This window comes from Streptomyces sp. NPDC050161 (assembly GCF_044460025.1).
In the GTDB taxonomy this organism is placed as follows: domain Bacteria; phylum Actinomycetota; class Actinomycetes; order Streptomycetales; family Streptomycetaceae; genus Streptomyces.
Genome location: NZ_JBITJM010000004.1, coordinates 243220 through 256800 on the forward strand (window position 1 = coordinate 243220; position 13581 = coordinate 256800).

Annotated in this window: 2 protein-coding genes; both read left to right on the forward strand. The window is 74.6% G+C overall.

Translation table 11 applies throughout. From position 1 onward, the window contains the following. Positions 1 to 6 precede the first annotated feature (6 nt). Complete coding sequence (locus ACIBK8_RS08930) at positions 7 to 12027, forward strand: amino acid adenylation domain-containing protein (protein WP_399040988.1); 12021 nt, start codon at positions 7 to 9, stop codon at positions 12025 to 12027. Further along, on the forward strand, positions 12021 to 13577 hold the full coding sequence (locus tag ACIBK8_RS08935; protein ID WP_399040989.1) for an amino acid adenylation domain-containing protein: 1557 nt from the start codon (positions 12021 to 12023) through the stop codon (positions 13575 to 13577). Before ACIBK8_RS08930 ends, ACIBK8_RS08935 begins: the two co-directional genes overlap by 7 nt. The last annotated feature ends 4 nt before the right edge of the window (positions 13578 to 13581 follow it).

Sequence of the window (13581 nt, forward strand, 5' to 3'; positions counted from 1 at the left end):
GACGTCGTGACCAGTGAGAGGCCGGGGGAGGGGCGGGTGCTGACCGCGGAGAAGCGCGCGTTGCTGCACCAGCGGCTGCACGGGCGCACGGGGCCGGGCACGGAACGGGCACAGGCCGCGGGCGGCATTCCCCGGCGGCCGGCCGGGGATGCCGTACCGCTGGCGCCCGTCCAGCACAACCTGTGGGTGGCGGACCGTCTGCTGTCGGACAACTCCACGTTCAGTGTGCACCGCGTACTGCGCCTGACCGGCACGCTCGACCGTGCCGCGGTCCGGCGCGCGCTCGATGCGCTCGTCCAGCGTCACGAGTCGCTGCGGCTGGTCTTCAGGGACGGGCGCCCGCCGACGCAGACCGCGCTGCCCCCGGCGCCCGCCGCGCTGCGCGAGGCCGACCTGACCGGCCTCCCGCCGGCCGCACGGCCGAACGCCGCCGTCCGGCTCGCGGAGCAGGAGATCGGCGAACCGTTCGACCTGGAGCGCGGCCCGGTCTTCCGGGCCGTGCTCGCCACCTGCGACGAGAACACGCACCTGCTGGTGCTCAACCTGCACCACTGCGTCGCCGACGAGTGGTCCTGCGGAGTGCTCGGGCGGGAGTTCGGCGCCCTGTACGCCGCCGGTGCCGCGGGCGCCGACGACCTGCGGACGGTCCTGCCCGAACTGCCGGTGACGTACACGGACTACGCGGCCTGGCAGTCGGCCCGCCTGTCCGGCGACCTGCTCACCGCGCAGCGGGACCACTGGCGCGCGGCCCTGCGCGACGTCCCCCCGGTCCTGGAGCTGCCGACCGACCATGTGCGCCCGCCCACCCCGACGTTCTGGGGGCACGGCGCCCGCCGGCTGCTCTCCCCGGAGACGAGTTCCGCCCTGCGCGGGTACGCCCGCAGCCGTGGCGTCACCCTGTACACGGCCGTCCTGACGGTGTACACGGCGTTCCTGCACCGCTGGACCGGCGGACAGGAACGGTTCTCCGTGCTGACGCCGGTGTCAGGCCGGGTCTCCGCCGGGACGGAACCGCTGATCGGCATGCTGGCGAACACGTTGCCGCTGCCCATGGACGCCACGGGCGCGCCCACGTTCGCGACGCTGACGGACCGCGTCAACGCGGTCGTCGTGAGCGCGCTGGAACACCAGGACCTCACCTTCGAGCAGCTGGTCGCCGACGCCGGGCTGCCCCGCGACGGCTCACGCAACCCGCTGTCACAGGCCATGTTCCAGTGCATCGAATCCCGCGAGCACGTCTGGGAGTTGCCGGGTGTGGCCGTGGAGCGCGAACGGGTGCGCGCGGCATCGGCGAAGGTCGACCTGTCGCTGATCGCGGTGAACCTGGACGAGGGTGTCCGGCTCGACCTGGTCGGTGAGACCTCGCTGTTCGAACCGGACACGGTGGAGCGCATGCTCGACTCGCTGGTCGAGGTCCTCACCCGTGCCGTGGCCGCGCCGGACACCACCGTCGGCGCCCTGGACCTGCTGTCCGCCGCCGACCAGGAGCGGATGGTGACGCAGTGGCACGACACCACGGGCACCCCGCCGGCCGGCACCGTGCTCGACCGCTTCGCCGCGACCGTGGCGGCCACCCCCGACGCGCCCGCGGTCGTCTTCGGCGACACGACACTGACCTACCGCCGGCTCGACGAGGCGTCCGACCTGGCCGCGGACCGGCTGCTGGCCGCTGGTGTGGCACCCGGCGCGCTCGTCGCCGTCCATCTCCCGCGCAGCGAACGGCTCGCGGTGGCGCTGCTGGGTGTGTGGAAGGCCGGCTGTGCCTACCTGCCGCTGTCGCTCGACCACCCGGCCGAGCGGCTGCGGACCATGCTGGAGGACGCCGGCGCGGCCCTGGTGATCGCCGAACGCGGCCGGCCGGTCCCGAGCGGCGCACTGCCCGTCCTGCACCTCGACGACGAGGCCACCGCATCCGGCGAAGTCCCCGCCACCGCGGCCGGTGCCCGCACCGCCCTCCACCCGAAGAGCCTGGCGTACGTGCTCTACACCTCCGGGACCACCGGCCGCCCCAAGGGCGTGGCGGTGCAGCACTCGGGGGTGCTGAACTTCCTGTGCGGCCTGCGGGACCGGCTGGACTCCGGGCCGCAGGACGTCTGGCTCGGCCTCAGCGGACCGACCTTCGACATCGCGGTGCCCGAGCTGTTCCTGCCGCTGATCACCGGCGCCCGGGTGGTACTGACCCCGGAGGGAACGGGACGGGACGCCACCGCGGCTGCGGAGATCATCCGCGCGCACGGCGTGACCCACGTCCAGGCCACCCCGTCGGGCTGGCGCATCCTCCTGTCCGCGGCCCGGCTGCCCCGGCTCGCCGTGGCCATGACCGGCGGCGAGCCGCTGTCCCCGTCGCTCGCGGACGACATGCGCCGGACGGCCCGGCGGGTGATGAACTGCTACGGCCCCACCGAGGCCACCGTGTACGCCACCTACGGCGATGTCACCGACCCCGCCGCCGAGATCACCGTCGGCACCACGACCCCCCACATCACCGTCCATGTGCTGGACGAGGCGATGCGGCCGGTGCCGATCGGCGTGCCGGGCGAACTGTACGTGGGCGGGGCCGGTGTGGGGCACGGCTATCACGCCCGCCCCGCCCTGACGGCACGCTCGTACGTCCCGGACCCGTTCGGTCCGCCCGGTGCCCGGCTGTACCGGTCAGGCGACCTGGCGGTGCGACGCCCGAACGGCCACATCCGGTTCCTGGGACGCAACGACCACCAGGTCAAGATCCGCGGGCACCGCATCGAACTCGGCGAGATCGAGGCCCGGCTGGCCGAGCACCCCGACGTGTCCGAAGCCGTGGTGGTGGTCCAGCAGGCCCCCGCCGGCGACCGTCTGGTCGGCTATGTCGTCGGCGGCGTCCCCGAGGAGGAACTGCGCAGGCACCTCGCCGCCGCGCTCCCGGCGGTCATGGTGCCCGCCGTCCTCGTACCGCTGGAGCGCATGCCGCTGTCCGCGAACGGCAAGGCCGACCGCAAGCGCCTCCCCGCGCCGCGCATCGAGGCCGAAGGCGCCGCCGGTGAACTGCCCGCCGACGGACCGCAGCGCGTGCTGGCCGGACTCTGGTCCGAGCTGCTCGGCGTCGAACGGATCGGCCCCCGCGACAGCTTCTTCGCCCTCGGCGGCGATTCGGTCAGCGCCGTCTTCCTGGTGTCCAAGGCACGCGAGGCCGGCTACACCCTCACCGCGCGCCAGGTGTTCGCCCATCAGACCCTCGCCGAACTGGCCGCCGTCGTCGTCCCGCCGGAAACCGCCCCGACGGCACCCGCCGCCACCCCGGAGGACTTCCCGCTCGCCGGCCTCGGCCAGGGCGACCTCGACCGCATCCTGTCCGACACGGAACCCGGCGGCGTTCAGGACATCTATCCGTGCACCCCGCTCCAGGCGGGCATGCTGTTCGAGGCCGTCCACGACCCCGAAGGCGACGCCTACTTCACCCAGTACCGCTGGGAGATCGAGGGCGACCTCGCCCCGGACACCGTCGCCCCCGCCTGGCAGCACGTCGTCGACCGGCACGACGCCCTGCGCTGCTCCTTCCGCTGGGCGGGACTGCCGCGCCCGTTGCAGGTGGTGCACCGGAACGTCCCCGTCGACCTCACCGTCCTGGACTGGACCGACACCCCAGCCGACGGCGTCGGCACCCGGCTGGAGGCCCTGCTGGCCGAGGAACGCCGCCGTGGCTTCGACCTGTTCCGCACCCCGCCGCACCGCCTCCACCTGATCCGCACCGGACCCGCCACCCACCACCTGGTCTGGCACAGCCACCACGTCATCGCCGACGGCTGGAGCATCGGCCCCGTCATCAACGAGGTACTCGCCACCGTCACCGCGCTGCGCCGCGACGGACGCCCGCCCCGCGACCTGCCCGCACCGGTGTCCCACCGCACCTACGTGGCATGGCTGGAGCGCCAGGACCCCCGCGCGGCCGAACACCACTGGCGCGAGACGCTCGCCGGGCTGACCGAACCCACCCCCGTGCCCGTCGTGCGCCCGGCCGACGAGGACAGACCCGCCGGCCGGGCCCGCACCGCCGAACTCGCCCTGGCACCCGGCCTGATCGAGGACCTGACCCGGCTGGCCCGCGCACGGCACTGCACGCTCGGCACCGTGCTCCAAGGCGCCTGGGCGCTCCTCCTGGGACGGTGGAGCCGCCGCAGCGACGTCCTGTTCGGACTCACGGTCTCCGGCCGCTCGGTGGACATCCCGCACATCGAACGGACCGTCGGACTGCTCTCCAACACCCTCCCGGTGCGCGTCCGCTGGACCGACGACGACCGGCTCGGCGCCTGGCTCACCCGGCTCGGCGGGGAACTCGGCGCACTGCGCGACGTCGAGCACTGCGCGCTCGTCGACATCCACGACTGGTCCGAAGTGCCCGGCGACCGCAGGCTGTTCGACAGCATCCTCGTCCTGCAGAACCTCGCCGCCGCCGAACGCGCCGACCTCGAAGGACTGCGGGTGCGGATGGGCCCGGTGCACCAGAACAGCGGCTACCCGCTGATGCTGAACGTCAGGCTCGCCGCCGGCGGGGCGTGCGCCCAGCTCATCCACGACGACGCCCGGGTGGACCCCGACGACGCCGGACGGCTGCTCGCGTCCTTCGGCAGGCTCCTCGCCTCCGCCGCCGCAGCGCCCGACGCCCGCATCGCCGACCTCGCGATCCTCCCGGAGAGCGACCGCGACCTCGTGGTGCACCGCGGGAACGACACCGCGCGGGACTACCCCGCCGCCACCACCGTCCCGCAGATGATCGCCGGCCAACTGGCCCGCACCCCGCGTGCGGCAGCCGTCACCAGCGGCACGGACACCTGGTCCTACGCCGAACTGGACGCACGGGCCGAAGAGTTGGCGGCACGCCTGCGCGCGGCAGGAGTGCGCCCGGGTGACCGGGTGGCGCTGCGCCTGGACCGCTCGGCCGCCCTGCTCGCCGCGGTACTCGCCGTGTGGCGGGTCCGCGGGGCCTACGTGCCGGTCGACCCCGATTACCCCGAGGAGCGGGCGGCGTACGTCCTGTCCGACGCGGGCGTACGCGTCCAGCTCACCGACGGGGACGTGGCCGCCCCGCCCGGCGTCACGACCGTGGACGTCCGCGCTCCCCTCGGCGGCACCCCCGGGGAGAAGAGCACCGTCACGGCCGGGCCGCCGCGCCCGGACGACCTCGCCTACGTGCTGTACACCTCGGGCTCCACCGGCCGGCCCAAGGGCGTGGAGATCACCCACGGCTCCCTCGCCCTGCTGGTCGCCGCCATGGCCGACGTCCTCGCACCCGGCACCCCCCAGGTGTGGCTGGGGCTGACCGCCCTGTCCTTCGACATCTCCACCGTCGAGATGTTCGTGCCGCTGACCACCGGCGGCCGGGTCGTCGTGGTGCCGGACGACGCCCGGTGGGACGCCGCCGCCCAGCGCGCCCTGATCCGGGCGCACGGCGTCACCCACGTCCAGGCCACCCCGTCCGGCTGGCAGCTGCTCATCGCCGCCGGGTTCGGCCCCGATGACACCGTCGCCGTGGGCCTCGTCGGCGGCGAGGCGCTGACCCGGCCGCTCGCCGCGGAACTCACCGCCCGCCTGCCCCGCCTGGTCAACGTCTACGGCCCCACCGAGGCCACCGTCTGGGCCACCCACGAAGAGGTCGACGCCGGCGAAGGCGAGGTCACCATCGGCCGGCCCCTGCCCAACACCACCGCCTACGTGCTCGACGAGGCGATGCGGCCGGTACCGGTCGGCGTGCCGGGCGAGCTGTACCTCGGCGGGGCCGGGGTCGGGCGCGGCTACCACGCGCGCCCCGCCCTGACGGCCCGTGCCTTCGTGCCCGACCCCTTCGGGCCGCCGGGTGCGCGGCTGTACCGGACCGGCGACCTCGCGGCCCGCCGTGCGGACGGCCGGATCAGGTTCCTGGGACGCGACGACCACCAGGTCAAGATCCGCGGCCACCGCATCGAACTCGGCGAGATCGAGGAGGCCCTGACCCGCCACCCCGACGTCGCCACGGCCGCGGTGACCGTCCGACGGGACACCACCGGCGAGGAGTTCCTGGCCGGATACCTGGTGGGCAGCGCCCCCGACCCGTCCGATGTACGCGCCTTCCTGCGCACGGAACTGCCCAGGGCCATGGTGCCCGCCCGGCTGACCGTCCTGGAGCGGATGCCGCTCAACGCCGCAGGCAAGATCGACCGCCCTGCCCTGCCCGCCCCCGAACCGGCCGCGCCCGACACCCGGACCGCCCCGCGGACCCCCGCCGAGCAGACCCTGGCCACCATCTGGTCGCAGGTACTCGGCGCCACCGAAGTCGGCGTGCACGACGACTTCTTCGCCCTCGGCGGCAACTCCATGAAGGCGGTCCTGGTCGCCGCGCGCGCCAGGGACGCCGGACTGCCCGTCACCACCCGCCGCCTCTTCGCCCACCCGACCGTCGAGGCACTGGCCGCCGCGCAGCAGGACACCCCCGCCCCGGCCCCCGCCGTGGCCACCCGCCCCTTCGAGCTGTGCGGGCTCGACGAGGCGACACTCGACGCGCTCCGCCACGCCACCGGGCGCCAGGACACCGAGGACGTGCTGCCCCTTTCCCCCCTCCAGACCGGGCTGCTGCTGCACACCCTCGCGGAGACGGGCGACTACGTCCGCACCTTCGCCGTGGACATCGACGGTGCCTTCGACGCCACCGCCTTCGAGGAGTCGTGGGCCCGCATCGTCGACCGGTACGCGATCCTGCGGTCCTCCTTCCGCTGGGCCGGACTCCCGCACCCGGTCCAGGTCGTCCACCGCTCCGCGCCGCCCCGCTTCGACCACGCCGACCTGTCCGGGCTGCCCCCGCACCGCAAGGAGGAGCGCCTCACCGCACTGACCGAGGCGGAAGGACGGACCGTCTTCGACCTCGCCGCCGCGCCGCCCGCCCGCTTCCTGCTGATCCGCGTCGCCGACGACCGCCACCGCTTCGTGTGGACCACCCACCACATCGTCTTCGACGGCTGGAGCCTGCACACCCTGTTCACCGAGGCGTTCGACTCGTACCGCACCCGGCGCGACACCGGCCGCCTCCCCGACACCCAGGCGCCGCCACCGTTCCGCGACTACCTGCGCTGGCTCGGCGCACGCGCCGCAGCCGACGAGGCGGGCGCCGAGGCCGGCCACTGGCGCGCCGCCCTGGCCGGCTTCACCCGGCCCACACCGCTGCCCGGAAGCCGCCCCACCGGCGACGCCGACGGAGTGTGGACCGCGCGCCGCCCCCTGCCCCCCGGTCTCATCGCCGCCCTGGAACGCACCGCCCGCCGCCACCACGTCACCGTCGGCACCCTCGTCCACACCGCCTGGGCCCTGCTGCTGGCGCGCACCAGCGGCGAAGGGGACGTCGTCTTCGGCACCACGGTCTCCGGCCGCTTCGGCGACATCGACGGCGTCGAACGCATGGTGGGGCTGCTGATGAACACCCTGCCGCTGCGCGTCGCGGCCGGCCCCGACCGCCCACTGGCCGACCTGCTCGGCGACGTCCACGCGCGCGTCACGGACGTCGCGGGACGCGCCCACGTCGCGCTCCCCGACGTCCGGCGGGCCGCCGAAGTACCCGCGGGACGCGAACTGTTCGACAGCCTCGTGGTGTTCACCGACACCGGCGGCGCCACCCTGCCGCCCGGGGTCCGCCCGGTCGCCGAGACCCGGGCCCGCAGCACCGGCTACCCGCTCGTGCTGGAGGCCGCGCACACCGACGTGCTCACCCTCGAAGTCGGCTGCGCGCGCACCCACTACGACCGGTACACCGCCGAGCGGCTGCTCACGCAGACCGCGGCGCTGCTGAAGGGCCTGTGCGAGACGGAGCAGGGCACCGCCGCCGACGTGCCGATGCTGTCGCCCGGCGAACGCGACCAGGTGGTCCACGGGTGGAACGCCACCACCACACCGTTCCCCGACGACCGCACCCTGCACTCCCTCATCGAGGACCAGGCCACCGCCACCCCGGACGCCATCGCCGTCCGCACCGCCACCGGCACACTGACCTACGCCGGACTCAACACCCGGGCCAACCGCGTCGCCCACCGGCTGCGCCGGGCGGGCATCGGCGCCGGATCGCTGGTGGCGCTGTGCACCGAACGCTCACCGGAACACGTCGTCGGCCTGCTCGGCATCCTCAAGTCGGGCGCGGCCTACGTGCCCGTCGACCCCGAACACCCCGCGTCACGCCAGGCGTACCTCCTCGACGACGCGGGCGCGCAGGCCGTGCTCACCCAGACCCGCCTGCGGAAGGGCCTGCCGGACGGCGGGGCGCCCGGCGCGCCCGTCCTGGCCCTGGACGACCCCGCCCTCTGGGCGGACGAGCCCGACCACGACCCGGAACCCCTCGCGCAACCCGCCGACCTGTGCTCCCTCTACTACACATCCGGCTCCACCGGCGCACCCAAGGGCGTCGCCTCCCACCACGCCGGCTGGGTCAACCGGATGGCGTGGATGCAGCGCCGCCACGGGCTGCGGCCCGGTGACGCGGTGCTCCACAAGACGACGCTCACCTTCGACGACGCGGCCGTGGAGATCCTGTGGCCGCTGCTCAACGGCGGCCAGGTCGTCCTGCTGCCGCCCGGCGCGCACCGCGACGCGCACGCCATCGCCGAAGCCGTCGCCGGACACGCGGTCGTCCATGTGCAGTTCGTCCCCAGCGTCCTGGAGGTGTTCCTCGACGTCCTCACGCCACGGCGCGCCGCGGACATGACCGCACTGCGCTCGGTCCTCACCAGCGGCGAGGCGCTGCGCCCCGCACTGGTGCGCCGGTTCAGGGAACTCTTCGGGGACCGGGTGAGCCTGGACAACACCTGGGGCGCAACCGAGGTGTCCATCGACTCCACCTGCCGGGTGTGCACCGCCGATGACGCCGCCGCCGAGAGCGGCGCGGTCAGCCTCGGCCTGCCCATCGACAACAACACCGTCCACGTCCTCGACGCGGACCTCGCGCCGCTGCCGGTCGGCGTCACCGGCGAACTGTTCATCGGCGGACCGGGGTTGGCCAGGGGCTACCACCGGCGTCCCGCACTGACCGCCGAACGGTTCGTGCCCGACCCGTTCGGGCCGCCGGGCAGCAGGCTCTACCGGACCGGCGACCTGGGCCGCCGACGTGCCGACGGCGCCCTGGAGTTCGCCGGCCGCAACGACCACCAGGTCAAGCTCGGCGGCGTACGCGTCGAACTCGGGGAGATCGAGGACGCCCTGCGCCGGGTGCCAGGAGTGCGCGACGCGGTCGCCGACGTACGGGCGGTGGACGGCGCGCGGCTGCTCGTCGCCTACCTGACCGGCGACGCCGACCCCGACCTGACCCGGGCCGCGCTGCGCGCCGAACTGCCGGACGTGATGATCCCCAGGGCCTTCGTGGTCCTGGACGCCCTGCCGCTCACCATCAACGGGAAGACCGACCGGGCCGCCCTGCCCGACCCGGAGCCCGACGGCGCGGCGGCAGGCCAGGACGCGCAGGTCGCACCCCGCACCCCGACCGAACGGGCACTGGCGGAGATCTGGGCCCGTGTCCTGCGGGTACCGCAGGTCGGGGTGCACGACAACTTCCGGGTGCTCGGCGGCGATTCGATCCTGCTCATCCACACCGTGGCCCGCTGCCGCGAGGCCGGTCTGACCGTGACCCCGCGCATGGTGTTCGACCACCCCACGGTCGCGGAACTCGCCGCCGCCGCGGACACCGAGGCCGCCCGCGGCCAGGTGCCGCTCCACGCCGAACAGGGCCGCGTCACGGGGGAAGTGCCCCTCGGGCCGATCCAGCGCCACTACGCGGAACTCGGCCCGCGCGACCGCTTCAACCAGACGCTGCTGCTGCACGTCGACCCCGCCGTGACCGCCGACACCCTGCGCGCGGCGCTCCTGGCCCTCGTCGAGCACCACGACGCACTGCGGCTGCGCTGGACCCGCGAGCCGGACGGCTGGCACCAGCACCTGGCGGCCGGCACCCCGGACGACGACCCGCTGCACGTGGTGCGCGACCCGGCGGACACCGATGCCGCCGTGGAGGCCGCCCACTCCGGGCTCGACCTGGCCGGTGGCCGCCTGCTGCGCGCCGTCCTGGACGAGCCGACGCGCCGCCTGCTGCTGGTGATCCACCACGTCGCCGTCGACACCGTCTCCTGGAACATCCTGGCCGAGGACCTCACCACCCTGTGCGGCGGCGGGCGCCTGCCCGCCAAGACCACCTCCGTACGCCACTGGGCGCGACGGCTCCAGGAGTACGCGGACAGCGAGGAGTTCGCCCCCGAGGCCGCCTACTGGGCGCTGCCCAGGCCCGCAGTGAAACCCCTCCCGGTGGACCGCAGCGGCGCCCGCAACACCGAGGGCCGCTCCCGCACCGAGCGGGTCGTGCTGCCCACCGCGCCCACCGACGCCCTGCTCCGGCAGGCCGCAGCGGCATACCGCGCCGAGCCCGAACACCTCATGCTCGCCGCCCTGGCCGACACCCTCACCGAGTTCACCGGCGGCGACACCTGCGCCATCGACGTCGAACGCCACGGCAGGGAGCCGCTGTTCGACGACGTCGACCTCTCCCGTACCGTCGGCTGGTTCACCGGCGTGCAGCCCCTCGTCCTGACCCGTCCCGCTTCCGGCGACACCGCCGACTGGGTCGCCGTGGTGGGCGAGCACGTCCGCACCCCCGCCGGCCGGGGCATCGGCCACGGAATCGCCCGCCACCTGCGCCGCACCACCACCGGACCGTCAGGCCCCGAGGCACAGGTCGCCTTCAACTACCACGGCCGCCGGGACGCCACCGGGCCGTCCGACGCGCCGCTGCGGCCCCTGCCGCACACCCTCGGCACCCCGGTCGACCCCGGACAGCGCCGCTCGCACCTCCTTGAGGTCGACTCCGCTGTCCTGGCCGGCGCTCTCCACATGGAGTGGCGCTACGCAGGGGACGTCTTCGACCCCGCCACCGTGCGCGACCTCGCCGCACGCACCCTGCGCCGACTGGCAGGACTGGTGGCGCAGGGCACCGCCCCGCATCCGCCGCGAAGGACCGTCGAACCGTTCGTCGCGCGGCTCTTCCCCGGGACGCCGGTGCCGCTGCTGCCGATGCTCAGGCACCGGGTGCCGGGCGTGGGCATCGCGGTGATCGCCGACGGCGAGCCGCACGGAGCCTGGGGCTTCGGCACCCTGGGCGCCGACGACCCCACCGGGGTGGACGACCGCACCCTCTTCCAGGTCGGCTCGGTCAGCAAACACGTCACCGCGCTTGCCGTGCTGCGGCTGGTGCAGGAGGGCAGGCTCGACCTCGACGCGGACGTCAACACCCGGCTGACGTCGTGGCGGCTGCCGGGCGACGGAGTCACCCTGCGCCACCTGCTCAGCCACACCTCGGGCCTGGGCGCCCAGGCGTACCACGGCCACCGCGCGGACGAGCCGGTCCCCACGCTCCGCGAGATACTCGACGGCCGCCCGCCGGCCCGCACGCCACCGGTCCGCCCCGACGGCCCGCCCGGCTCCCCGTACCTGTACTCCAGCTCCAACTACACCGTCGTCCAACAGGTGTTGGAGGACGTCACGGGCCAGGACTTCGCCACCCTCATGCGGGCCCTGGTGCTCGACCCGCTGCACATGCGCGACAGCGGCTTCGCCCTCGACGCGCACCGTCGCCACGACGGCACGGTCGCCCGCAACCACGACGCGGCGGGGCGCCCGTACGCCGAGGGCCCGCACCTGTACTCCGAGGCCGCGGCCGGCGGCCTGTGGTCCACCCCGCGGGACGTGGCCCGGGTCGCGATCGAGATCCACCGGGCGGTCACCGGCGGCCCGTCGGCCTTCCTCGGGGCCGAGGCGGCGGCCGAGATGCTCCGCCCGCACCCCGGCACCCCGGGCGGCCTCGGCGTGATCGGCAAACCGTACGGCGACCGCCGGTGGTTCGGGCACACCGGGGGCGTGCCCGGATTCCGCGCGCTGACCTGGTCGGACCCCGACCGCGGCCACGGCCTTGTCGTCGCGTCCAACTCCGACGCCGGCGAGGACTTCCTGCGCGAACTGCTGCACGAGCTGGGCGTCGGACTGGAGGACGCACGATGGTGACGATCGACGAAGCCTTCCGCCACTGGGTGGCCCGCACCCCGGACGCCGTCGCCCTGCACGGCGACGACGGCAGGCTCACCTACCGCGAACTGGACGCGGCGGCCACCCGCCTGGCGGGCCGGCTGCGCCACCTCGGCATACGGCACCAGGAGTTGGTCGGCGTCGCCGCCGTCCCGTCACCGCAGTTCGTGGTGAACATCCTGGCCGTCGTGCGGGCCGGTGCCGCCTACGTACCGTTCGATCTGGCCTACCCGGACGACCGGCTGGCCCACATGCGCCGGGACAGCGGCATCCGGGTGCTGATCGCCGGCGCAGGCGATGCCCTGCCCGCCGGTCTTGCCGGCTGCCGGGTCATCGACCCGGACCGGCCCGACGACGACGGAACCGACCGCGCGCCGCAGCGGCCCGTGCCCGCCGCGCCCGACGACCTCGCGTACGCCATGTACACCTCCGGATCGACCGGGCTGCCCAAGGCCGTCCTGGTCGAACAGCGCAACGTCACCGCCTTCTGCCGCGCACAGGACTTCGCCGCGCGCGGCCCCGGCCGCACGATGCTCCGGAGCAGCTCGTTCTCCTTCGACGCTTCGGTCCTGGAAATCTGGGGCGTACTCCTCAACGGAGCCTGCCTGGCCTTCCCTTCCGATCACGTACTCGGCGCGGCCGACCTCGCCGATGCGGTCAAGGCCACAAGCGCCACCGGCCTGTGGCTGTCGGCCGGACTCTTCCACCAGATCGTGGACGAGGACCCGACGGCACTCGCCCCCCTGCACACCGTCGTCACCGGCGGCGACGTGGTCTCGCCCGCCCGGGTGCGGTGCGCGCTGACCGCCAACCCCGGACTCACCGTCGCGCACGTCTACGGGCCGACCGAGACCACCGTGATCGTCTGCCGTCAACTCCTCAGCGACCCCGAGCAGTTGGAGTCCCCGCTGCCCCTGGGCACGCCGCTGCCCGGCGTCCGCTTCCACATCGTCGACGCGGCGGGCCGCCCGCTGCCGCCGGGGGAGACCGGTGAAATCCTCATCGCAGGGGACACCGTCTCCCGCGGCTACCACAACCGCCCCGAACTGACCGCGCGGCGCTACGTTCCCGAACCCGGAACGGGCCGCCGCGCCTACCGCAGCGGCGATCTCGGCCGCCTGCGCGCGGACGGCACCGTGGAGTTCGCGGGCCGCGCCGACCAGCAGGTGAAGGTGCGCGGCTACCGCATCGAGCCCGGCGAGATCGAGGCCGCGCTCGGCGAGGTACCCGGCGTGCGCGCCTGCCTGGTCGCCGCCCGCCCGGCACCACCGGGCGACAAGCGCATCGTCGCCTACGTCGTCCCCGACCCCCGCACCCCGCCGACCGCGCCCGCCATCCACCGCTCCCTCGCGAGGCGGCTGCCCCGGCACATGCTGCCCGCCGAGTACGTGGCGCTCGACGCACTGCCCATCGACGCCAACGGCAAGGAGGACCGGCGCCGGCTGCCCGAGCCCCAGTGGGGGCGCGGCATCCTCGCCGCGCTCGACACCGCCACCACCCCGCACACCGCCACGCCCGAGAGGATCTGACCGA